Raw genomic sequence first — 23,500 nt, 5'->3', positions numbered from 1 at the left:
CATGATAATGCAATTCCGTGTCTCGCGCATCTTTTAGCGGCGCTGGACTCTCCCCCGCAGGCTCCATCCCAGAGCGATGGCCAGCGTGCCCAGGGCGGGCACGATCATGACGAGCCACATGAGCCCGTAGCCGCCCGTGATGCCGCCGGCCGCAGGCGCCAGAGCCTCGGCTACCGCGCCCCCGGTCACCGGCCCCACAAGCATTCCCAAATCGAGGCCCGTGAACATGGTGTTGCTGGCCGCCCCGCGCCGGTCGATGCCCACCGAGGCGAGCCCCATGGACTGAAGAAGCGGCGCGCAGCAGCCGAACCCCGCCGAGCCGATGACGGCGGCGAGCAGAAAGCCGGGCAAGCCCTGCGCGTAGAAGAGCGCTACATAGGAGGCAGCGAAGCAGATCGTCCCGAAGACGAGCACCCGGGGCGTTCCCACCCTGTCGGCAAGGCCGCCCAAAGCCGGCCGCGTCACCACCAGGCACAGCGCGTACACCACGAAGAACAGCCCCATGTCCGCCACGCCGCGCCCATAGCCGTAGAGCACCACGTAGGAGCCCATGCACGAGAACGAAACGGCGATGAGCATGAGGGCGGCCGCCTTGCCCACGGCCTCGCGGGCGAACATGCGGGAGAGTTTCAGCTGGTAGGGCAGGCGCTCGCGATAGGGCTCGCGGATGGCGAAGATGCCGCCCATGGCCACCACCAGAAGCGCCGCAGCCAGGAAGTACGCTGCCGAGAATCCTACAGCATCCACCAGGTAGAGTCCCGTGGCCGGCCCGATGACCTGGGCGAAGGACTGCGCCAGCGCGTAAATGCTGATGCCGCTGGCAAACTTCGTCGCCGGCAGGTACTCGGACACGAGCGACATCGCCAGAGGACCGCTGCACCCGATGCCCACGCCGTGGAAGAGCCGGATGGCGATGAGCACGCCCAGCGAATCGACGAACCCGTAGGCGAAAAACGACAGGCAGATGATGCCCTGGGCGATAAGCAAGAGCCGCTTGCGCGAGAAGCTATCGAAGGCGGGGCCGGCGAAGGGCCGCACGAGCAGCGCCGACAGCGTGAACGAGCTCACGACGACGCCCACCATGGAAGCCGTCGCCCCCAGCGAGTCGGCGAACACCGGCAACGTGGCATTGGCCATGAACGCCGCCATCGACTGGAAGAAGTTTACCGCCATCAGAATGACAAAGGGCGCACTCCAAACGGAGTCGCGCCCTTTCCGTTGTTCGGTATCAGCCTGCATCTTTTCCAGAATGCGACGTATTACACGTTGAACTTGAAGTGCATGACGTCGCCGTCTTGGACGACGTAGTCCTTGCCCTCTTGGCGGAGCTTGCCCGCGTCGCGGCAGCCCTTCTCGCCGCCCAAGGCCACGTAGTCCTCGAAGGAGGCCGTCTCGGCCTTGATGAAGCCGCGCTCGAAGTCGGTGTGGATGACGCCGGCGGCCTGGGGGGCCTTCGCGCCCACGGGGATGGTCCAGGCGCGGGTCTCGGTCTCGCCGCTCGTGAAGTAGCTCTGCAGGCCGAGCAGGTGGTAGGCCTCGCGGATGAGCCGCGCCAGACCGCTGTCGGTGAGCCCCAGCGCTTCCATGTACTCCTTGGCCTCGTCCGGATCCATCTCGGCCAGCTCGGCGATGTCGGCCTCCACCTTCGCGGAAATCGGCACCGGAGTGCAGCCGTCGATCTCGGGCAGCTCGGCGTCCACGGCGTCCTCGTCCACGTTCGCGATGTAGAGCATCGGCTTCATAGTGAGCAGGTGCAGCTCGTAGATGGCCGCGACCTCGTCCTCGGTCAGCCCCAGGGTGCGGGCGCGGTGGCCCTCGTTCAGCCCCGCGAGTACCTTCTTGGCCGCCTCCAACTTCGCCACGCCGGCCTTATCGCGCTTGGCCTCCTTTTCCAGACGCGGGATGGCCTTCTCAACCGTGGCGATATCGGCCAGGATGAGCTCGGTCTTGATAGTGTCCACGTCCGACTGCGGATCCACCTTGCCGGCCACATGGGTCACGTCCGGGTCACCGAAGAAGCGCACCACTTCCGCGATGGCGTCGGTCTCGCGGATGTTCGCGAGGAACTGGTTGCCGAGGCCCTCCCCCTGGCTCGCTCCGGCCACCAAACCCGCGATGTCGACGAACTCGACCGTGGCGGGCACGATCTTCGCCGGATGGTCGATCTCGGCCAGCGCCTGCAGGCGGTCGTCGGGCACCGGCACGATGCCCACGTTGGGCTCGATGGTGGCGAACGGGTAATTGGCGGCCAGACCGCCCTTGTTGGTCATCGCCGTGAACAGCGTGGACTTGCCGACATTCGGCAGCCCCACGATACCGATTGAGAGAGCCATGAAAATCCTTCGATCTAACTAATGTTTCAGTAGTTGACTATCCTACCGCAAAACAACGAAGAGCGCCCACAAGGACGCCCTTCGCCATGGAAATCTCGTTGACCAGCGCGGTTTACATGGAAAAGAAGCCGAACTGAGCCGCCACGTAGGCGACCAGAATGATAATCACCAACACCGGGGCGATGTACTTGATCATGATCGTCCAAGCCGGCGCGGCCTTGAACGGGGCGGAGACACGCACCTCGTCGATGATGGTCTTGGGCTTCACGATCCAGCCGACGAACACGCAGGTAAGCAGCGCCACGATGGGCATGAGCACCGAGTTGGAGATGAAGTCGGCGAAATCGAGGATCGAGGAACCGGCCCCGAGGGGCTCGATGAACGACAGCCCGTTGTAGCCCGCATTGATGATAGCTCCGGCGATGACCACGAACGCGATGACGATGCCGAGGGCCTTGGCGCGCGTGCACTGAAGGCCGTCGTGCACAATGGAGACGAGCGTCTCCACCAGCGAGATGGCGCTCGTCAGCGCGGCGAACAGCACCAGCAGGAAGAACAAAAAGCCGATGATGGTGGCCATGCCGCCCATGTCGACGAACACTGTCGGCAGCGTCACGAACATGAGCGAGGGACCCGCCTTGGCGGCCACCGCGTCGCCGGAGCCCATGGCCACGAAGGCCGCAGACACGATGAGCAGGCCGGCGATGAAGGAGACGCCCAAATCGAAGCCGCCGATACGCACGACCGATGAGGTGAGGCTATCCTGCTTGCGCATGTAGGAGCCGTAGGTGATCATGATGCCCATGGCCAGCGACAGGCTGTAGAACATCTGCCCCAACGCGCCGATCACGAGCTCCGGCGAGAACTTGCTGAAGTCCGGCGTGAGGTAGTACAGCGCGCCCTCCACGGCACCCGGCATGGTGAGCGTGTAAATGGCGATGGCGACGGCCATAATGATGAGCGCGGGCATCATGAACAGGTTCGCCTTCTCGATGCCGCCCTTCACGCCCAGGCCCACGATGACGAACACGATGGCCATGAACACGAGCATCCAGATGTAGCTCTCGGCGTTGGAGGTGATGAAGCCGGTGAAGAAGTCGCCGCCGTCGGCTAAGGCCTCCGGTCCGTTCACCAGGTAGGCCGCCGTGTACTTCGTCACCCAGCCGCCGATGATGCAGTAGTAGGGCGTGATGATGAAGGGCACCGCCGAGGCCAGAATGCCGATGAAGGCGTACTTCTTGCCGAAGGCCTTGAAGGCACCGATGGCGGACTGGCCCGTCTTGCGGCCGAGCGCCGTCTCCAGCAGCAGGAGCGACACGCCGAAGGTGAACACGAGCACCACGTAGGTGAGCAGGAAGGTGCCCCCGCCGTACTTCGCCGCCAGATAGGGGAAGCGCCACATGTTCCCCAGGCCCACCGCCGAGGCGGCCGCGGCCAAAATAAACGCCCACTTCCCCGACCAGGAAGCGCGCTGCTTCTTAATCTCTCCTGCCATAGTCTTCCTTTCCCATTTCCAAGGCGCCCGCGCGCCCTCGCCTACCTTTAAGGAACGGGCGGCTGCATCGCGCACGGTGCAGCCGCCCGTTGAAACTGTGTGATTATAGCGTGAAATTGACCTGAACACCCCGTGTTTCCGAGAAACGGAGAGCGCGGGGCGCTGGGGGCGAGGGTGCGGGGTGCTACTCGAACAGCTTCACCGCGCGCTCAAGCTGGCTCACGATTTCGATATGCTGGGGGCAGACGCTCTCGCAGGCGCCGCACTGGATGCACGCGCTCGCCTTCCCGTCGCCGGTGTTCCAGTCGTAGTTCTCCTGGGCGCGGTAGGCGTCGCCCATCTGGTCATAGATGTTGAGCGACTGCATGATGTTGTTGATGTGCACGCCCTCCGGGCAGCCCTTCACGCAGTAGCGGCAGTCGGTGCAGGGCACGCCGGGCAGCGACTCCAAGGCCGCCCGAGCCGCGTCGATCACCTCGTACTCGGCCGGCGTGAGCGGCACGCCGCCGCGCATGATGGCGGCGTTCTCGGCCACCATTTCCGGCGTGTTCATGCCCGAGAGCACGGCGATCACGTTCGGCAGCGAGCCGGCGAAGCGAAGCGCCCAGGAGGCGAGCGGGGCGCCGGGCTCGGCCGCGCGCAGGATATCGGCCACCGAATCGGGCAGCTTCACCAGCGTGCCGCCCTTCACCGGCTCCATGATGACCACGGGCAGCCCGCGCTCCTGGCATACCTCATAGCATTTGCGCGACTGGATGATATCGCTCTCCCAGTCCACGTAGTTGATCTGCAGCTGCACGAAGTCCACCTCGGGGTGGGCGTCCAGCACGCGCTCAAGCTCCTCGGCGTTGTCGTGGATAGAGAAGCCGAACTTCTTGATCTTCCCCTCGGCCTTCTTCTCGGCGCAGAACTCCCACAGGCCGTACTCGTCGAAGGGCGGCGTGAGGGTCTCGCCCAGGTTGTGCAGCAGGTAATAGTCGAAGTAGTCGATGCCGCACTCCTCAAGGGAGGTGTCGAACATGGCGCGGGCCTCGTCGGCGTCCTTCGCAAGCCACGCCGGCAGCTTCGTGGCGATGGTGAACGAGTCGCGCGGGTAGCGCTCCACAAGGGCCTTGCGAAGGGCCCACTCCGACTTGCAGCCGTGGTAGCCGCGGGCCGAGTCGAAATAGGTGAACCCGGCGTCCATGAAGATGTCCACCAGCTCGCAGACCTTGTCAATGTCGATGGACGTGGGATCATCTGCGTCCTTAAGCGGCAGCCGCATGAACCCGAACCCGAGCGGAGCCAACTTCCCTACAGTCTCCATGGCACTCCCCTTTTCTTGTGCGCACGCGCAAAAATTACCGATGCGCTTATCATAGCAGGTTAGTACCCTACCGACCAGAAGATGAGGCCGCAGGCGGGGGCGTTTTCGCCGGCGGCCTGGCGGTCGCGGGCGGCAAGCACCTCGGCGACCCAGTCGGCGTCGCGCTGGCCGCGGCCCACCATGACGAGCGTGCCCACGATGGTGCGCACCATGGAATGGAGGAAGGCGTTGCCCCGCACGGTGACGACACGGTGCGGCTCGCCCAGAATCTCCTCGGAGGCGATGGAAATCTCCTCCACGTTGCGGCAAGTCGGCTTGCCGACGGCCGAGGCGGCCATGCAGAAGCTCTTGAAGTCGTGCTCGCCAATGAGGTGCAAGGCGCCCCGTTCCATGGCGGCGATGTCCAAGTTCGGGCCCACGTACCAGGCGGTGCGATCGGTGAATACCGGCGGCGTATCCCCTGTGGCGAGGAAGTACTTGTACTCGCGCCACTGGGCATCGAAGCGGGCCGAGAAGCCCCGCGGCCGCTCCTCCACCGCGCGTACAGCAATGCCCTCGCAGGTGAGCGCGTTCAGCGAGCGCCGCAGGTTGTAGGGCGTGCGGTCGCGCAACTCGCACCTATCGACGTCGAAGGAGACCACCTGCCCGCGGGCATGCACGCCGGCATCGGTGCGCCCGGCGCAGACCACGTCCACCGATCGGCGAAATAGCAGCGAAAGCGCCTGTTCCAGCTCCCCCTGCACCGTGAGCTGCCCCGGCTGCTTCGCAAACCCCGCAAACGGCGCCCCGGCATAGGCCACCGTCGCCGAGAACGTGAGCTCCCGCTCGCATGCGCCCGCCCGCTCTTCCAAACTCGGTCTATGCAATTCCTTCCAAATCACTTCACTCATTTACTACTCACTTTTCGTTCGTAAAGTCAGCGAGAGGCTCTGGCGCGTTTCAGATTCGCCCGCCTTTGGGCCAAGTTGGCTTCGCCAACGCCGAGCCCAAAACAAGGGTGAATATGAAATGCACCAGAGCCTCGCAGCGTCGAGCAGTCCGTGCGTCCCGTCAGGGCGCACGGAACGACTAGGCGATCATAGCTTCCGGGCCGAAGAGGTCGCGGATCTCCGCTTTCAGCACCGTGGACTGGGCATCTACCGACACCGGCAGCTCGGCGCGGAAACGGCGGCCGTCGGCCTGCTGCACGAACAGCACTACGCCGTCGCGGCCCGGGTACGAGCTCAGGATGCGGCTCAGATGCGCCGAACGGTTCTGGTCGAAGGAGCGCGAGGGCACCCGCAGCTCCAAATGGCTCGGCCGCGCGTCCTCCTCGTTAAGCTCCAGCGCCTCCAGTTCGAAGGCCATGATCTGGTTGCCACGGTCGCCGCTCTCGAACTTGCCCTTGATCTTCGCGATGACGTCCTCCTGGATGACCTCGGCGAAGTCGTCATACTTGAAGCAGATGCATTCGATGGAGCCGGTGGTGTCCTCCAGCGTGAACGTGGCCATCTTCGTGCCGCGCTTCGTGAGCTTCGTCGCCACATTCGAGATCATGCCCACGAACACGCCGTTCTTGATCTCCTTGGTCTGCTCGGAGAGCGTGCCCATGTCGTAGCGGGACATACGGCGCAGCGTGCCCTCATAGGGGGCCAGCGGGTGCTCGCTCACATAGATCTTCATGATCTCCTTCTCGTAGGCGAGCTTGGTGCGCTTGTCCCATTCCACGCCGTCGGGAGCGGGCACGTCCTCCTGGAAGCCGGAGTCAGCGTCGTCGGCGAACATGTCGAACATGGACACCTGGCCGGCATCGCGGTCCTTCTGACGCTTGGCTGCGCCCTCGAGCAGCGGCGTCTCCTCCACGAAGTACATGAGCTGCTTGCGGGTGTAGCCGGTGGAGTCGAAGGCGCCGCCCTTGATGAGGGCCTCGAGCGTCTTGCGGTTGTAGCACTTCGCGTCGAGCCGGTTCACGAAATCGTGCAGCGACGTGAACGGGCCGTTAGCCTCGCGCTCGGCGATGATCTCGTCGGCGACGTTCTTGCCCACGCCGCGCACGCCCACCAAACCGAAGCGGATGCCGCCTTCGACCGGGGTGAACTCGGCACGGGAGGCGTTGATGTCTGGCGGCAGTACCGGCGTGCCGTTCTTGTTGCAGCTGGCGATATAGCGGATGAGGCGGTCGGTGTTGCCCATGTAGCTGGTGAGCACGGCGGCCATGAAGTCGTTCGGGTAGTGCGCCTTCAGGTAGGCCGTGCGCATCACGAGGATGGCATAGGCGGCCGAATGCGATTTGTTGAAGGCGTACTTCGCGAACTTCTCGGCGTCGGCCCAGATCTGCTGGGCGATCTCGAGCGGGTAGCCGTTGGCCACGGCGCCCTCGTCCCAGTCGGCCTGCAGCTGGCGCATGATGTCGAGCTTCTTCTTGCCCATGGCCTTGCGCAGCTTGTCGGACTTGCCGGCGGAGAAGCCGGACATGGCCATGGAGATCTGCATGATCTGCTCTTGGTAGACCATGGTGCCGTGGGTCTCTTCCAGAATGGGGCGCAGGCGGTCGTCGTAGTAGTGCACGGCCGCCGGGTTCTTCGCCGCCTTGATGTAGTCCTCCACCATGCCGGACTCGAGCGGGCCCGGGCGGTTCAGGGCGATGGAGGCCACGACGTCGGAGAACTGCTTGGGAGGCAAACGCTTGAACAGGCTCACGTACAGGGCGCCCTCCACCTGGAACAAGCCGTCCATGTTGCCGGACTGCATAAGCTTGAAAGCCAGCTCATCGTCGGTGGGAATCTCCTCCGGAACGATCTTCGTGCCCGTGCGCTCCTCGATGTTGCGGCAGGCGATGGAGAGCACGTCCAAGGTGCGCAGACCCAGGAAGTCCATCTTGAGCAGGCCCAGGTCCGGCGTGTAGTGGCCGTCGTACTGGGTGATGATGCCGCCGCCCTTGGTGTCGCGCTTCATGGGCACGTGATCGCTCATGGGGTCGCGGCAGATGATGGTGGCGCAGGCGTGCACGCCCTCGCCGCGCACGTGGCCCTCGATGGACTTCGCGGCGTCGATGATGCGCTTGACGTCCTCTTCGGTATCGTAGGCCTTCTTCAGGTCGGGATTAGTCTCCAGCGCCTTGTCGATGGTGATGCCCAGCTCGTCGCCGATCATCTTGCAGATGCGGTCGCCCACCCCGTAGGGGTAGTCCAGCACGCGGGCCGAGTCGCGCACGGCGTTTTTGGCCTGCAGCGTGCCGAAGGTGATCACCTGGGAGACGTGGTCCTCGCCGTAGACGTCCTTGATGTGGTTGATGACCTCTTCGCGGCGCCCCTGCTCGAAGTCGACGTCGATATCGGGCATCTCCACGCGCTCGGGCGAGAGGAATCGCTCGAACATGAGGCCGTTGGGCATGGGGTCAAGGTCGGTGATGCCCATGGCGTAGGCCACGATGGCGCCGGCGGCCGAACCGCGGCCGGGTCCCACGCCGATGCCCTGGCTACGCGCCCATTCGATGTACTCCTGCACGATGAGGAAGTAGGCCGGGAAGCCCTGCTGGATGATGATGCCCATCTCGTAATCGGCCTGCTTCTGCTCGCGCTCGGGCACCGGGGTCCCGTAGCGCTTTTCCAAGCCCTCTTGCACGCGCTTGCGGAACCACGATTCCTCGGTCTCGCCCGCAGGCAGGGGGAACTTCGGCAGGATGGGCTCGCGCTCTAACGTGACGTCGCACTTCGCCGCCACTTCCACCGTGTTGTCGCAGGCCTCGGGGAAGTCCTTCATGGCCTCGCGCATTTCCTCTTCGGTCTTCATGTAGAACTGGTCGTTCTCGAACTTCATGCGGTTCGTCTGGTTGACCGTGCTTCCGGTGCCGATGCACAGCATGATGTCCTGGGCCTCGGCGTCTTCCTTCAGCAGGTAGTGGAAGTCATTGGTGGCGATGGTCTTGAGTCCCGCGGCCTTCGCCACGCGGGTGAGCTCGTGGTTCAGCTCGGTCTGGGTGAAGCCGGCGTCGGTGCGGATGCCCTGGTTCTGCAGCTCGATGTAGAAGTCCCCCTCATCGAAGCAGCTGGCGAACTTACGGGCCCATTCCACGGCGTCGTCGAAACGGCGCTCGTCGAGCAGCTTCGGGATAACGCCGGCGATGCAGGCCGACGAGCCGATGATGCCGTGGCCGTACTTCTGCAGCATGGAGAAGGTGGTGCGCGGCTTGTAGTAGAAGTTGTCCACATGGGACTCGCTGACGAGCTTCAGCAGGTTATGGTAGCCCTCGTTGTTCTTCGCCAGAAGCAGCAGGTGATACAGCTTCGGCTTCACGTCCTTGCGCAGGGACTCGTCGGGAGTGAAGTACACCTCGCAGCCGAAGATGGGCTTCACGCGCTTGCCCGTCTCCTTCTCGACGGCGTCGCAGGCGTCGGAGAGCTCCACCATGCCGGACATGACGCCGTGGTCGGTGACGGCCACCGCCGGCATATCCAGCTCGGCGGCGCGGCGCACCATGTCCTTGATGTGGGTGAGCCCGTCGAGCAGCGAGTATTCCGTATGGTTGTGCAAATGGACAAATGCCATCGTCAGCCCCTTCGATAAGGTCGGCGGCGCACGAGTTCGTTTATGGTGTGATTACGCGCACTGTGTCGTATCATGCTGGGTCGAAAGCGCGCGGCTGACGTGAGGACCTCCCCGCTGCTTCGCTTCCCTTTCGACCGCTCTCAAGTTTCGTCGTTTTCTCGGCTGCCATGATACCAGCCTGTCGCCCCACGGTGTGCGAACAAACAGTGAGTTTTGCATGGAATGCCCTGGGAGCGCAAGCCAGCGGAAGCACCATCAAACCTAGAATTCAATCTCTCCGTAGTCGAGGCCGTGCATATCACGCATCCATTGGAAGAATTCGTCGCAGTTCATGACGGGAACGAGGCCCTGGGGGAAATCGAGCTGGTTGCGGGTAATAAGCGCGTCGGCTCTAAGCGCCAGGGCGATTTCGTAAAGGAGATAGCCCTCCGGGTCGTGCCACGAGGCGGCGAGCATCAGGTCGATCTCCCTCTCGCTCGCTGCGAACACGTTGACGAAGGTGCGCAGGCCCCGCAATTGCCCCATGACGGCGTCCATCTCGCTCGCTCGTCCTCCGTTGGAAAGAATGTACACAAGAGCGGTCACCTGAGACGAAGAGATCCACAGCTCGAACTCCCCCACCCGACCGCCGATCATCAGCAGCCGCGCCTTCTCGTAGTACGGCTCGCGCTCATTCAGATAGTCGATAACTACGTTGGTGTCGAGAAGCAGCTTGGATTGGGCCATGTCACACCAGCCCCTTGGCGGCGAGACGGTCAAGTTTGATCTCGGCCTTCGTCATATCGTCGAACCGTGTTGAGCGCTTGCGCGAGAGGCTATCGACAAAGCGCGCCGCCGATGCCCACCGCTCGTCCGCAGACGCATCGCCATCTTGCAAAAGGAAGTCGGCGCTCCCCTCCTCGATCAGCCGGTCGAACAAGAGGTTCACCGCCTGGGAGGCGTTCATTCCATCTCGCTTGAGCACACGAAGCCCCTGCTGCTTCTTCCGCTCCGGCATCCGCCCCGTCACCATCGCATCGGTCACAATGACCTCCTTTCCGCTGTACAACATCTTGAGTACAACCTTTGAGAAAGTCAAGACTACTGTTTATCGCTCGTTCGGTCGACGAACTGCCTCGAAATCGCATGAAATCTCGAGTTGTTAGCGTCTCGGGAGTGTACCTGAATGGTGAGCTCGGAGCTATCTCTTGGGAGCAAGATCCTGACCTGGTGTTTTACGAGAGTGCATTTGGCACGCATCTTCCCGATCTTCTCGTGCAGTGACCCCAGACGCTAACAACTCGAGATTTCTTGCAAAAACGGGGGTGTTCGTTGACTGAGGGGGGTGACCGTTGGGAAAGCTTCGAAAACCGCCGACTCGCTCGAGCGAAGAGAAATGCCGTCGAGCACGAAGCGAAATCGGTTTCGTATTTGAACGACGAGAGGCGCCCGGGGTGGGCGCCTCTCGAAACAGGCTCAAAATTTGGGGCTGCGCGTGTCGCGGCTCCCTTTCTTGGCTCGGCTGGGCCTTACGCGGCCTGGCCTACGTGCGCAAGCTGGGCCTCGCACCACTCGAGCTTCTTCTGATGGGTCATCAGCGTCGCCTGATCCTGGGGATCGTTCTTCTGCTCCAGCTCGGCGATGGCGCTCTTGCACTCGGCGGCCTCGACGCGCACGGCCTCGGCATCGATATCCTCGACGGCCACGCCGAAGCGGGCCAACACCGTCACCTTGTCGTCGAGCACGGAGGTGGCGCCGCCCATCACGAGGAACTCGCGCTTCTCGTTCTCGCCCACGGTCAGCGTCACGACGCCGCCCTCGCGGTTCAGCGACACCGTCAGCTCGTGACCGGGCAGAACACCGAAGTAGCCATCCGTGCCCGGAATGTTGGCGTAGGTGATCTCGCCCTGGAACAGGGCCCTATCGGGAAGAGCCACGACACAGCCCATGGAGGCCATTAGTTACCTTCCTTCTGCATGGCGTCGTAGGCCTCGTACACCTGCTCGATGGCGCCCTTGTTCACGAAGCACTGCTCCGGGATGTGGTCGCACTTGCCATCGAGGATCTCCTTGAAGGAGCGCACGGTGTCCTCGACCTTGACGTACACGCCGGGCAGGCCCGTGAAGACCTCGGCCACGTGGAACGGCTGGCCCAGGAACTTCTGCACCTTACGGGCGCGGTTCACCGTCAGCTTCTGGTCCTCGGACAGCTCGTCCATACCCAGAATGGCGATGATGTCCTGCAGATCCTTGTACTGCTGCAGGATCTGCTGCACGCCCATGGCCACGTCGTAGTGCTCCTGGCCCACGATCTCGGGATCGAGAGCGCGGGAGGTGGACTCCAGCGGGTCAACAGCCGGGTAGATGCCCAGCTCGGCAATGGAACGCGACAGAACGGTCTTCGCGTCCAAGTGGGTGAACGTGGTGGCCGGGGCCGGGTCGGTCAGGTCGTCGGCGGGCACGTAGACGGCCTGCACGGACGTGATGGAGCCGGTCTGCGTGGAGCAGATGCGCTCCTGCAAATCGCCCATCTCGGTGGCCAGCGTCGGCTGGTAGCCCACAGCGGAGGGCATACGACCCAGCAGAGCGGACACCTCGGAGCCGGCCTGGGTGAAGCGGAAGATGTTGTCGATGAACAGCAGCACGTCCTGACCCTGATCGCGGAAGTACTCCGCCTCGGTGAGGCCAGCGAGGCCCACGCGCAGACGGGCTCCCGGAGGCTCGTTCATCTGACCGTAGACCAGGCAGGTCTTCTCGATAACGCCGGAGTCGGTCATCTCGAGGTACAGGTCGGTGCCCTCGCGAGTACGCTCGCCCACGCCGGTGAACACGGAGGTGCCGCCATGCTCCTGGGCCAGGTTGTTGATGAGCTCCTGGATGCACACCGTCTTGCCCACGCCGGCGCCGCCGAACAGGCCGGTCTTTCCGCCCTTGACGTAGGGCTCGATGAGGTCGACGACCTTGATGCCGGTCTCGAAGGTCTCGGTGGTGGTCACGAGCGTATCGAACGGCGGGGCCGGGTGGTGAATCGGGCGCCACTCGACGTCTTCGGGCATGGGCTTGCCGTCGACGGGCTCGCCCAGCACGTTCCAAATGCGGCCCAGGGTCGCCTTGCCCACGGGCATCATGATGGGGGAACCGGTGTCGGTTGCCTCCAAGCCGCGCACCATGCCGTCGGTGGACGTCATAGCGACGGTACGGACGATGTCACCGGGCAGGTGCGTCTGCACCTCGAGCACGGTGGACACTTCACCCGTTGGGGTTTGTGCCTTCACGGTAAGGGCGTTGTAGATGGCCGGCATGGCGTCTGCCGGGAACTCCACATCCACAACGGCGCCGACGATACGGACGATGCGTCCGATGGCGCCTCCCTTGGCCGCTTCAGTAGAAGTGTTATCAGCCATTTAATCCTCCAAAGCTGCGGCACCGCCGACGATCTCGGTGATCTCCGTGGTAATGGCGCCCTGGCGCACGGTGTTGTACACGCGCTCCAGGGTGGAGACCATCTCGTTCGCGTTGTCGGTAGCCGATTTCATCGCGTTGCGGCGAGCGCCTTGTTCGCCCGCTGCGGAATCGAGCATCGCGTAGTAGAACGCGTTGTTCAGGTAGGCGTTCATCATGTAGGACATGACCGACTCCGTGCTCGGCTCGAAGTCGATGTCGCCCGGGATGGCGGAATCGTCCCGCTCGCGGAAGGACTTGAAAATGTCCTCCTCCTTGGCCTTAAGACCCAGAAGATCCGCGTAGGACTCCTCCTTCACCGGCAGCACCTGCTGCTCGACCAAGGTCTGCTCGGCGGCGTTCTTCGCGTGGTTGTACACGATGAGCACCTCGTCGAGCTTGCCCTCGGCGTAAGCCTGCATCACATAGCCGGACAGCTCGGCCGCCTGAGCGAACTCGGGGTCGGCCGAATATCCCGCGAAGGAGAACACCGGCTCGATGCCTCGGTAGGTGAAGTACCCGATGGCCTTCTTGCCACAGGCAGCCACCTCCACCTCGGCACCTTCCCGCTGCTTTTCCTTCGAGAGCTTCTCCACATAGCGAAGCACGTTGGTGTTGAAGCCGCCGGCGAGACCCCGGTCGGAGGTGACGGCTACGATGAGCACCCGCTTCACCTCGTCGTGGACCTGCAGCAGCGGCTCATTATCCAAGTGAGCGTACTTTGCCGTGCTGATGAGCATGTCTGAGATGGCGACCGCCCAAGGGAGCGCGCTCTCCACGCGCTCGGAAGCACGGCGAATCTTGGCAGCCGCGACCATTTCCATGGTGCGCGTGATCTGCTTCGTCGAGGTGACGGATTTGATTCGCCGTTCGATGTCGTGTAGGTTGGGCATGGTCTACCTACCTTACGCTGCGGCGTCGAAGGACTGCTTGAAGGCGGCGATGGCCTCCTTCAGAGCGACCTTGGTCTCGTCGCTGAGCTTCTTCTCCGTGTTGATCGTCTGCAGGATCTCCGGCTTGGAAGCGCGCAGCGACGCGAGCAGCTCGGTGCGGAAGCGAACCACGGACGTGAGCGGCAGATCGTCGAGGAAGCCCTCGTTGCCGGCGAAGATGGCAATGACCTGCTCGGCCACGGGCATCGGCATGTAACGACCCTGCTTCAGGAGCTCGGTCATGTGCGAACCGCGGGTCAGCTGATCCTGGGTAGCCTTGTCCAGATCGCTGCCGAACTGGGTGAAGGCCTGCAGCTCGCGGTAGCTGGCGAGGTCCAGACGCAGGGAGCCGGCCACCTGTTTCATGGCCTTGATCTGCGCGGAGCCGCCCACGCGGGACACCGAGATACCCACGTCGACTGCCGGGCGCTGGCCCTGGAAGAACAGGTCGGTCTGCAGGAAGATCTGACCGTCGGTAATGGAGATCACGTTGGTCGGAATGTAGGCGGACACGTCGCCGGCCTGGGTCTCGATGATCGGCAGGGCGGTCATGGAGCCGCCGCCGTTCTCGTCGGACATCTTGACCGCGCGCTCCAGCAGGCGGGAGTGCAGGTAGAACACGTCGCCCGGATAGGCCTCGCGTCCCGGCGGGCGGCGCAGGGTCAGCGACATCTGGCGATAGGCCACGGCCTGCTTGGACAGGTCATCATAGACGATGAGCACGGCGCGGCCCTTGTTCTCGGGACCCGCGGGCTTGCCGTCCTCGCCGTTGTAGACGAAGTACTCGCCCATGGCGGCGCCGGCCATCGGCGCGATGTACTGCAGCGGAGCGGAGTCGGAGGCGGTGGCGGCCACGATGATGGTGTTCTTCATGGCGCCGTGGCGCTCGAGGGTCTCCACCACGCCGGCCACCGTGGAGGCCTTCTGGCCGATGGCGACGTAGATGCAGATCATGTCCTGATCTTTTTGGTTGATGATGGCGTCGATCGCGATAGCGGTCTTACCAGTCTGGCGGTCGCCGATGATGAGCTCGCGCTGGCCGCGGCCGATCGGCACCATGGAGTCGATGGCCAGGATACCGGTCTGCATCGGCTCGTTCACGGGCTGGCGGGAGATAACGCCGGGAGCCTTGAACTCCACCGGGCGCGTGCCCTCGGCCTTGATGGGGCCCTTGCCGTCGATGGGCTGGCCCAGCGGGTTCACCACGCGGCCGAGCATGGCCTTGCCGGCGGGAACCTCCACGATACGACCGGTCGTGCGGACCTGGTCGTTCTCCTTGATTGCGGTGACGTCACCCAGAAGCACGGCGCCGACCTCGTCCTCTTCGAGGTTCTGGGCCAGACCGTACACGGTCTTGCCGCCCTCTCCGATGAACTCGAGCAGCTCGCCGGCCATGGCATCGCGCAGGCCGTCGACGCGCGCAATGCCGTCGCCGACCTGGATGACCGTGCCCACTTCGCGAGACTCGACGCTGACGTTCAGCTGCTCGAGCTGCTTCTTCAGCGCCTCGTCGATGGACTGTGCGGTGATTTCAGTCACTAGCATTCACCTCCATCTGTTGTGTCCTTGAGGACGTTGCGGGCGCGATTGAGCTGCGAGATCATGCTCGCGTCAATGTAGTTGCCGTCAACATCCATGATGATGCCGCCCAGGATGGACGCATCGATGCGCTCGCGCAGCACCGCGCGCCGTCCCAAATCGGCCTCGGCTTTTTCCGTAATGAGTTGGCGCAGTCCGTCGTCGAGCGGCACGGCGGTGGTCACGTCGACCACGCAAATGCCCAGCTTGTCGCCCAGCAGCTCGCGGTACGCGTCGAAGACCCGCGGCAGCAAGTCCGCCTGGCCGCGCTCGGCCATGACCGCGAGCACCTCGCGCAGCGCCAGATGGCAGTCGGCAAAGGTGCCTTCCACCAGCTCCTTGCGCTGGGCGGGGGTGAAGTCCGGGTTCGACAGGCTCTGAGTCAGCTCCAGATCGGCGCGCATGAGACGGATGATCTCGCCCATCTGCTCGCGCACCTCAAGCACTGCCTCCTGGCCGCCGGCGGTATGGGCGGCATCGAAGAGCACCGATGCGTAAACCGCGACTTCCTCTTTCACGACGAGACGATTAGTTGCCATTGAAACTACCCGCCTCTTTGACGTAGCGCTCGATGATGGCGCGGTGCTCACCCTCGGTAAGATCCTCGCCAATCAGGCGCGCGGCCACATCGACCGAGGTGTCGGCCACGGTGGCCTGCAGCTCGGAAATGGCCTGCTTCTTCTCGGCCTCGATGGCGGCCTTGGCCTTCGCGATCATGTCGGCGGCCTCGGTTTGGGCCTGGGCGGTGATGTCCGCCTTGACGGCCTCGCCCACCGAGCGGGCGTCGGCGATGATCTGCGCGGACTGGGCCTTGGCGTCGGCCAGCTGCTTGTTGTACTCAGCCAGCACGCGCTCGCTTTCGATCTGAGCTTCCTCAGACTTCTTCAGGGCCTCGCGGATGGTGTTCTCGCGCTTCTCCAGCATGCCGGCAAACATCGGCCAGCCGAACTTCGCGAGAATGATCCAGAGGATGATGAAGGCGATGAGCATGGGGATGAACTCCGCCATGTCCGGCAGGATGGCGGAGATGCCGCCCTCCTGTTCCGCCTCAGCAGCGAACGCGAGCGCCGGGAAAGCAGCGTTGAGAGCCAGGGCGCCGAAGGCGACCTTCGCAACTGCTTTGTTCGCTCTTGTCTTCACGTGCAATTCCTCCTTCCAGCCTTATAACGGCTATGACAACCGGTTAAAGACTAGAACTAGAGGATGAAGGCGAGAACGAAGCCGATGAGGGCCAGGGCCTCGGCCAGAGCGGCACCGATGATGAAGTTCGTGAACAGACGGCCACCCACCTCGGGCTGGCGGGCGGTGCCCACGCAGCAGCCGTAGCAGGCGATGCCGATGCCGAGGCCGGGGCCGATGGTGGCCAGGCCATAGCCGACGAGCTTCAGCGCAGCAATGACGAATACAGTTTCCACAGTTTCCTCCTTTAGGTCGTTTTTGAGCCTGTTTCCCAAAAACACTTACGGATTATGGTTTCCGGCTTTGGAGGAGCCGGCTTAACCCAGATGGGGTCGGGACGCGAGGCCCCGGGGCGCGGCGCTGCGGCGCGCGGCGCGAAAGCGGTTCCTAGTGGGCACTCGTGGCGATCTGGACGTAGACCGCGGAGAGCACCGTGAACACGTAGGCCTGAAGGAACGCCACTAGCGTCTCCAGGGCGTACATGGCGATGAGCAGCAGGAACCAGGGCAGCGACAGCACGCCGGTCAGCGGGTCGATGGCCTGGATGCCGCAGGTGAGGAACACGCTTGAGGCCAGGGCGAAGATGCCCAGCACCATGTGTCCGGCGAACATGTTGCCGTAGAGTCGGACGGCGAGCGTCAGCCAGCGGATGCAGGTGGAGATGAGCTCCAAGAACCAGATGATCGGCACCATGACCTTCGGCAGGCCCGCCGGGGCGAAGGACTTCAAATAGCCCAAGCCTCCCTTAGCCTTGATGCCCCAGACGTTGAAGTAGACAAACGAGATGGTAGCAAGTGCCCAGGTCACCGAGATGGTGCCCGTCGGCGTCTTGCAGCCGGGGATAAGACCCACGAAGTTCGAGATGAGGATGAAGAAGAACAGCGTGGCGAGGAAGGGCACGTGCTTCTTGAAGCCGTGACCAATGATGCCCTCGCCCATGTCGTTGCGCACGAACTGGTAACCGTACTCGACGGTGTTGACGAACTTGTTCGTCGGGATGAGCGTGAGCTTGCGGCCCACGACGAGGATCAGCACCAGCGTGATGATCCAGCAGATGACCATCCACACAATGTACTGGGTGACTCCGCCGAAAACCACGGTGGGATCGAAGGATGCCTGAAGATGAGGCACTTCTTCAGAGAGCATTGAAAGAGCGTCCACGTATCAACCTTTCCTAGCTTTTCCGAGCCAGCCTCGTCACGCCGAACGCGATGGCGGTGACGGAGAGAGCCCCGGCTTCCGACAGGACAAAGGGCAGCGCAGCATCCCGGTTGACGTTGATGCAGAGGATGGCGAAGGCGAACATGAGGACAAATGAGAAGAGCAGGCAGAGCATGAGCACGCCCATGTGCCCCAGATTGCCCGAATCCGTCATGTGCTTCACCCGGTGCAAGCCGAACACGAGGGGCAAAAACCCCGCGATGCCCGCCAAGATGCCGAGTGCGATTGCCAGTACCATAACCTACTTCCGTCGGGGCGCTTGCGCGCTGTTACACCCAATGTAAACCGTTGCCTATGATAACGTCTTGTTCACAAAAGCTGACCAACTCAACCAATTTCTGGGGTGAGCGGTGAAATGATCGCGGCGGCGGCTTGCGCCCCTGATCTGGGAAAATTTGTGCAGGTGCACTAAAACGAAGCCCATCAGCGCGTCCGTCGCTTCGATCACCGACTTTTCCCTGATCTACTCCCCCGTGTACTCCCGGACGAGGATGCCGGACTCGGCCAAAAGCTCCTGGGACAGCTCGTCGGGGTACGGGTTCTGGTAGACGATCTCGGTGATGCCGGCGTTGATGAGCATCTTGGCGCACACGACGCAGGGCTGCGTATTCACGTAGATGGTGGCGCCGGCGATGTTGATGCCGTAGCGGGCCGCTTGGATGATGGCGTTCTGCTCGGCGTGCAAACCGCGGCAGATCTCGTGACGCTGGCCGCTCGGCACGCCCAGCTGCTCGCGAAGGCATCCGGTCTCGCTGCAGTGGGTCAGGCCGGTGGGCACGCCGTTGTAGCCCGTGGCCAGGATACGGCGATCCTTCACGATGACGGCGCCGACGCCGCGGCGCAGGCAGGTTGTGCGGGTGGCCACGTCGTTGGCCATCTTCATGAAGTACTCGTCCCAGCTGGGACGGTTATCTGCTGCCATGGTTGCTCCTTCCCTTCGCGGAGAGGGGCGGCCGCACTCCGCAGGCACGCCCCGCTACGCTGTTCGCCTTCGGCTCAGGCGCTTCGCTCCTTCATGCTTTTATGTTGCGACCTTCGGTCGCGGCTAGGCAGTGTTCAGAGGGTGCCAGCAGAGCACGCCCGCCCCTCTCTGCTGCCGAACCTCGGTCGAAAACGGGCTGTTCCGTTCGCTGCGCAACCTGCGCGCGGAGACCCCCGCCATCCCCCGTGCCTGCTCAGCCTTTGCCGAAATCAATCCGGTCAGATTACTCCGTTCCGAAGATGCGGTCGCCGGCGTCGCCGAGGCCGGGGACGATGTAGGCGTTCTCGTTGAGGCCGTCGTCGATGGCGCAGGTGTAGATGATGAGATCATCGTCGGCGGCGAGCAGACGCTCGATGCCCTCCGGGGCCGAGACGAGGCACAAAAAGCGGATGGTGCCCGCCACGCCCGCCTCGCGCAGGTACTTGACGGCCGCCTCGGCAGAACCGCCGGTGGCGAGCATGGGATCGAGCACGTAGACGCGGCGGCTCGCGATGTCGCGGGGCAGCTTGTCGTAATAGCTCTCGGGCTCGTGGGTCTCCTCGTTGCGCTGCATGCCCAGATGTCCCACGCGGGCCCGGGGGATGACCTCCAGCGCTCCGTCCACCATGCCGAGGCCGGCGCGCAAAATGGGCACGAAGGCCACCTTGCGGCCCGTGATCTGCTTGGCATCGAAAGGCGCGATGGGCGTTTGGATGAACACGTTCGTGAGCGGCAAGTCGCGGGTGGCCTCGTAGGTCTCGAACAGCGAGAGCTCGCGCACGACATCGCGGAACTCGTTGGAAGGGGTGTGCTTGTCGCGCAGGATGGCCAGCTTGTGCTGCACGATGGGGTGATCGAGGACGACGACGCGGTCGTTCCATTCCATAATTTAGTTCCTTTCGTCCGGTGCGGGGGCGGACGGGGCCTCCGTGCTCAAGCAATGGCTCGCTTTGTGGAACAGTCCACTGGACTGTTCCAGTCGCTGCGCAACCTGCGCGCGGAGGCCCCGTCCGCCCCCGCACCTACCCAACTGCTATCGCAGCAACATCCGTGTCGCCTGTTCGCTGCGCAACCTGCGCGCGGGCGCCCCCGCCCGCCTCGCAGCCTGCTCAGCCAAACCCAAAACCTCTTTTAATACTCCAAGCCCGGATACAGGGGGTGGGCTTCCAGCAGGGCGTCGACCTTGGCGCGCACGTCGGCGAGCTTGGCCTCGTCGGTGGCGTTGAACACCGTGGTCGCGATGAGCTGGCCGATCTCGTAGAAGTCCTCGGCGGTAAATCCTCGAGTGGTGGCGGCCGCGGAGCCCACGCGGATGCCGCTCGTCACGAAGGGAGAGCGCTGCTCGTTGGGGATGGAGTTCTTGTTCACCGTAAGGCCCACGGATTCCAGAAGCTTCTCGGCGTCCTTGCCGGTGATGTCGGAGGCCGTAAGGTCAACGAGGCACAGGTGGTTGTCCGTGCCGCCGGAGACGAGGCGCAGGCCGCCGTCGGTCATGCCCTGGCCGAGAGTGCGGCAGTTCTCCACCACATGCTCCATATAAACACGGTAATCGGGACGCAGCGCCTCGCCGAAGGCCACGGCCTTGCCGGCGATGACGTGCATGAGAGGGCCGCCCTGAGCACCGGGGAAGATGGCCTTGTTGATCTTCGGACCCAGCTCATCCGAGTTCGTGAGAATGAAGCCGCCGCGCGGGCCGCGCAGGGTCTTGTGGCTCGTGGAAGTGACGATGTCGGCGTGGGGCACCGGGCTCGGGTGCAGCCCCGCGGCCACGAGGCCGGCGATGTGGGCCATGTCCACCATGAGGTAGGCGCCCACCTCATGGGCGATTTCCGCCATGCGCTCGAAGTCGATGAAGCGCGGGTAGGCCGAGGCGCCGCCGACGATGACCTTCGGGCGGCACTCCTTCGCGATGCGCTCGAGCTCGTCGTAGTCGATGGTCTCGGTCTCGGGGTTCACGCCGTAGGAGACGATGTTGTACAGAAGACCGGAGAAGTTCACGGGGCTGCCGTGGGTGAGATGGCCGCCATGGTCGAGGCTCATGCCGAGCACCGTGTCGCCGGGCTCGATGATGGAAAGATACGCGCCGAAGTTCGCGCTGGCACCGGAATGGGGCTGCACGTTGGCGTACTTCGCGCCGTACAGCTCGCAGGCGCGGTCGCGGGCAAGGTCCTCCACCATGTCGACCTTCTCGCAGCCGCCGTAGTAGCGCTTGCCGGGGTACCCTTCGGCGTACTTGTTGGTGAGCACACTGCCCACGGCCTCCATGACGGCGCGGGAGGTGAAGTTCTCCGACGCGATGAGCTCCACACTCCCCCGCTGGCGGGCGAGTTCTTGGCGCAGGCAGTCGGTCACCTGCGGATCTTCAGCGGCGAGAAATTCCAAAGCCATCTATTGTCTCCTTTGCTAATCTTCTCTGAGCTTCCCTGGTCTTCTCTAATCTAGTTCCATTATCTTCTGAACGCGGCCGGCGTGGCGGCCGCCGCCGAAGTCGGTGGCGAAGAAGGTGTCGAGGATGCGCTCGTTCTCCTCGAGCGGCACGAAGCGGCCGGAAAGGGTGATGACGTTCGCATCGTTGTGCTCGCGGCACAAGGCGGCGAACTCGGAGTTGATGATGTTGGCGGCACGCACGCCGGGCACCTTGTCGGCGGCCATGGCCATGCCGATGCCCGTGCCGCACACGAGCACGCCGCGCTCGGCGACACCGTCGGCCACATCGTGGGCCACGGGGGCCGCATAGTCGGGGTAATCGACGCGATCATCGTTGTCGGGGCCGCGGTCGATGACGTCGTACCCCTTCCCCACCAGGTAATCCACCAGGGCCTGCTTCTGCTCGAAGCCGGCGTGGTCGCTTCCGATGCTCACGCGCATGGGCCACTTCCTTTCCGTCGCGAATGCCTTGAGGCCTATTGTAGGCGCTCGAGTGCCCCCGCGCCCCCTCGCTCACGCTTTCCGCACCAAATCGGGAGAGACGGGCGAAGTCCTAGCTGCGGACGCGGGAGACGGCCTCGTGCCAGGCGGCGAGGCGGGCGGCGCGCATCGGCTCGTCGAAGGTGGGCAGGAAGCGGTCCTCGCCCTCGCGCAGGGCCGCCAGCTCCTCGGTGCTCTTCCAAAAGCCCGTGGAAAGGCCGGCCAGGTAGGCGGCGCCGAGAGCAGTGGTCTCGGCGTTGTCAGGGCGACGCAGGGGCGCGCCGAGCATGTCGGCTTGGAACTGCATGAGGAAGTCGTTGGCCGCCGCTCCCCCGTCGACGTTCAGCACCGAAAGCGGCATGTGCGCGTCCTCGGCCATGGCGCGGGCCAAGTCGCACACCTGGTAGGCGATCGACTCCAGAGCCGCCCGCACGATGTGGGCGCGTCCGGCGCCGCGGGTGAGGCCGAGAATAGCGCCGCGGGCGTCGGCATCCCACCAGGGGGCGCCCAGGCCCGTGAACGCGGGCACGACGAAGACGCCGTCGGTCGTGGCCACACTGCGAGCGATGGCGTCGGTTTCGGCGACGCTGTCGATGATGCCGAGCTCGTCGCGGAGCCACTGGATGAGGGCGCCGGCCATGAACACACTGCCCTCGAGCGCGTACTCGGTGTCCCCCGCGTTGGGGGCCGAGGCCGCCACCGTGGTCACGAGCCCGTGCTCGCTCGCGCAGGCCTCGTGCCCGGTGTGCATGAGCAGAAAGCAGCCGGTGCCGTAGGTGTTCTTCGCCTGGCCCGCATGGAAGCAGCACTGGCCGAAGAGCGCCGCCTGCTGGTCGCCCGCCACGCCGCAGATGGGGATGCCCTGGACGAGCCCCGGGTTCGCCGTTATGCCGAAGCTGCCGGAAGAGGGGCGCACCTCGGGAAGAATGGCCTCGGGAATGCCGAAGAGCTTAAGCAGGAAGGGATCCCAGCGCCTCTCGTGGATGTTGTAGAGCATGGTCCGGCTCGCATTGGTCACGTCCGTGGCGTGCACGGCCCCGTCGGTGAGCTTCCAAATGAGCCAGCTGTCCACGGTGCCGAAGCAGAGCTCCCCCGCCTCGGCGCGGGCACGGGCGCCGGGCACCTCACCCAAGATCCAGGCGAGCTTGCTGGCGGAGAAGTAGGCGTCGGGCACGAGGCCCGTGCGCGCGGTGATCTCGGCCGCGGTCGCCGGGTCGCTCGCGATGGCCTCCACCATGGGCGCCGTGCGGCGGCACTGCCAGACGATGGCGTTCATGATGGGCTCGCCGGTGGCGCGGTCCCACACGATGGTGGTTTCGCGCTGGTTGGTGATGCCGATCGAATCGATGTCGGCGGTGTCTACGTTCGACGACAGAATGAGCTCGGTGAGGGCGCCCAGCTGCGAGGAGAGGATGTCTTGCGGATCGTGCTCGACCCAGCCAGGCTGGGGATAGATCTGAGGGAAGGGCCGCTGCACCGAGGCGACGGGACGGCCGGCGCGGTCGATGAGCATGGCGCGGGAGGAGGTGGTGCCCTGATCCAGCGCGATGATGTACTTCTTCATGTTCGCTTCTCCTCTTCTTGCTCTTGCTGCGGCTCCTCGGGGGCGGGCTGCGGGGTACCGCTCAGTCGCTCAGACAGT

General features: G+C 64.0%; 23 protein-coding genes. All 23 read right to left on the bottom strand.

Translation table 11 applies throughout. The features are described from left to right. Nucleotides 1-33: 33 nt before the first annotated feature. The 23 genes from NE591_RS10945 to glpK all read right to left on the bottom strand — a co-directional run bounded on the left by NE591_RS10945 (nt 34) and on the right by glpK (nt 23,422). Nucleotides 34-1,173: an MFS transporter gene (locus tag NE591_RS10945; protein ID WP_227070600.1), complete on the bottom strand. Its 1,140-nt coding sequence runs from the start codon at nt 1,171-1,173 to the stop codon at nt 34-36. An 86-nt stretch (nt 1,174-1,259) separates the two neighbouring features. Further along, nucleotides 1,260-2,333 carry a redox-regulated ATPase YchF gene (gene ychF, locus NE591_RS10940; protein WP_114540208.1) on the bottom strand — a complete coding sequence of 358 codons (1,074 nt, stop codon included), beginning with the start codon at nt 2,331-2,333 and terminating at the stop codon, nt 1,260-1,262. A 112-nt stretch (nt 2,334-2,445) separates the two neighbouring features. Beyond that, nucleotides 2,446-3,828 carry a sodium-dependent transporter gene (locus NE591_RS10935; protein ID WP_114540209.1) on the bottom strand — a complete coding sequence of 461 codons (1,383 nt, stop codon included), beginning with the start codon at nt 3,826-3,828 and terminating at the stop codon, nt 2,446-2,448. Between the two features lie 184 nt (nt 3,829-4,012). Then, the gene (locus NE591_RS10930) at nt 4,013-5,134 is read right to left on the bottom strand and encodes an aldo/keto reductase (protein ID WP_114540210.1); all 1,122 of its coding nucleotides are present in this window, start codon (nt 5,132-5,134) and stop codon (nt 4,013-4,015) included. A gap of 59 nt (nt 5,135-5,193) precedes the next feature. After that, a complete protein-coding gene (gene truA, locus NE591_RS10925) occupies nt 5,194-6,024 on the bottom strand; it encodes a tRNA pseudouridine(38-40) synthase TruA (RefSeq protein WP_114540211.1) in 831 nt (276 codons plus the stop codon). A 178-nt stretch (nt 6,025-6,202) separates the two neighbouring features. Then, nucleotides 6,203-9,661, bottom strand: a complete 3,459-nt coding sequence (dnaE, locus tag NE591_RS10920) for a DNA polymerase III subunit alpha (RefSeq protein ID WP_114540212.1) — start codon at nt 9,659-9,661, stop codon at nt 6,203-6,205. 261 nt (nt 9,662-9,922) lie between these two features. Next, entirely contained in the window at nt 9,923-10,387 is a 465-nt protein-coding gene (locus tag NE591_RS10915) for a PIN domain-containing protein (RefSeq protein ID WP_227070601.1), read from the bottom strand. Between the two features lies 1 nt (nt 10,388). Continuing rightward, on the bottom strand, nt 10,389-10,685 hold the full coding sequence (locus NE591_RS10910) for a hypothetical protein (protein WP_022739605.1): 297 nt from the start codon (nt 10,683-10,685) through the stop codon (nt 10,389-10,391). 484 nt (nt 10,686-11,169) lie between these two features. Further along, a complete protein-coding gene (atpC, locus tag NE591_RS10905) occupies nt 11,170-11,598 on the bottom strand; it encodes an ATP synthase F1 subunit epsilon (protein ID WP_227070602.1) in 429 nt (142 codons plus the stop codon). Next, the gene (gene atpD / locus NE591_RS10900; protein WP_022739603.1) at nt 11,598-13,043 is read right to left on the bottom strand and encodes a F0F1 ATP synthase subunit beta; all 1,446 of its coding nucleotides are present in this window, start codon (nt 13,041-13,043) and stop codon (nt 11,598-11,600) included. Before atpD ends, atpC begins: the two co-directional genes overlap by 1 nt. Beyond that, nucleotides 13,044-13,973, bottom strand: a complete 930-nt coding sequence (gene atpG / locus NE591_RS10895; protein WP_227070603.1) for an ATP synthase F1 subunit gamma — start codon at nt 13,971-13,973, stop codon at nt 13,044-13,046. A gap of 12 nt (nt 13,974-13,985) precedes the next feature. After that, entirely contained in the window at nt 13,986-15,557 is a 1,572-nt protein-coding gene (gene atpA / locus NE591_RS10890) for a F0F1 ATP synthase subunit alpha (RefSeq protein WP_173400365.1), read from the bottom strand. Next, a complete protein-coding gene (atpH, locus tag NE591_RS10885; protein ID WP_022739600.1) occupies nt 15,551-16,129 on the bottom strand; it encodes an ATP synthase F1 subunit delta in 579 nt (192 codons plus the stop codon). Before atpH ends, atpA begins: the two co-directional genes overlap by 7 nt. Next, nucleotides 16,119-16,730, bottom strand: a complete 612-nt coding sequence (gene atpF / locus NE591_RS10880) for a F0F1 ATP synthase subunit B (RefSeq protein ID WP_022739599.1) — start codon at nt 16,728-16,730, stop codon at nt 16,119-16,121. Before atpF ends, atpH begins: the two co-directional genes overlap by 11 nt. A 56-nt stretch (nt 16,731-16,786) precedes the next feature. Beyond that, complete coding sequence (gene atpE, locus NE591_RS10875) at nt 16,787-17,005, bottom strand: ATP synthase F0 subunit C (protein ID WP_022739598.1); 219 nt, start codon at nt 17,003-17,005, stop codon at nt 16,787-16,789. 151 nt (nt 17,006-17,156) lie between these two features. Then, nucleotides 17,157-17,930, bottom strand: a complete 774-nt coding sequence (atpB, locus tag NE591_RS10870; RefSeq protein ID WP_227070604.1) for a F0F1 ATP synthase subunit A — start codon at nt 17,928-17,930, stop codon at nt 17,157-17,159. Nucleotides 17,931-17,943: 13 nt separating this feature from the next. Further along, nucleotides 17,944-18,228, bottom strand: a complete 285-nt coding sequence (locus tag NE591_RS10865; protein ID WP_161127415.1) for a hypothetical protein — start codon at nt 18,226-18,228, stop codon at nt 17,944-17,946. A gap of 54 nt (nt 18,229-18,282) precedes the next feature. Then, a complete protein-coding gene (locus NE591_RS10860) occupies nt 18,283-18,438 on the bottom strand; it encodes a hypothetical protein (protein WP_161127414.1) in 156 nt (51 codons plus the stop codon). A 15-nt stretch (nt 18,439-18,453) separates the two neighbouring features. Continuing rightward, the gene (locus NE591_RS10855) at nt 18,454-18,912 is read right to left on the bottom strand and encodes a cytidine/deoxycytidylate deaminase family protein (protein WP_114549599.1); all 459 of its coding nucleotides are present in this window, start codon (nt 18,910-18,912) and stop codon (nt 18,454-18,456) included. A 283-nt stretch (nt 18,913-19,195) separates the two neighbouring features. Then, nucleotides 19,196-19,837, bottom strand: a complete 642-nt coding sequence (gene upp / locus NE591_RS10850; RefSeq protein ID WP_114549598.1) for a uracil phosphoribosyltransferase — start codon at nt 19,835-19,837, stop codon at nt 19,196-19,198. Between the two features lie 245 nt (nt 19,838-20,082). Then, entirely contained in the window at nt 20,083-21,339 is a 1,257-nt protein-coding gene (gene glyA, locus NE591_RS10845) for a serine hydroxymethyltransferase (RefSeq protein WP_227070605.1), read from the bottom strand. Between the two features lie 45 nt (nt 21,340-21,384). Then, nucleotides 21,385-21,819 (bottom strand): ribose 5-phosphate isomerase B, encoded by a 435-nt coding sequence (rpiB, locus tag NE591_RS10840; protein ID WP_022739592.1) that lies wholly within the window; start codon nt 21,817-21,819, stop codon nt 21,385-21,387. 112 nt (nt 21,820-21,931) lie between these two features. Beyond that, nucleotides 21,932-23,422, bottom strand: a complete 1,491-nt coding sequence (glpK, locus tag NE591_RS10835; protein WP_227070606.1) for a glycerol kinase GlpK — start codon at nt 23,420-23,422, stop codon at nt 21,932-21,934. Nucleotides 23,423-23,500: the final 78 nt, after the last annotated feature.

Origin of the sequence: Adlercreutzia sp. DFI.6.23 (assembly GCF_024462535.1) — a bacterium.
In the GTDB taxonomy this organism is placed as follows: domain Bacteria; phylum Actinomycetota; class Coriobacteriia; order Coriobacteriales; family Eggerthellaceae; genus Adlercreutzia; species Adlercreutzia rubneri.
Note: the sequence above shows the minus strand (reverse complement) of the source record. Positions and strands in the feature narration are given on the sequence as shown.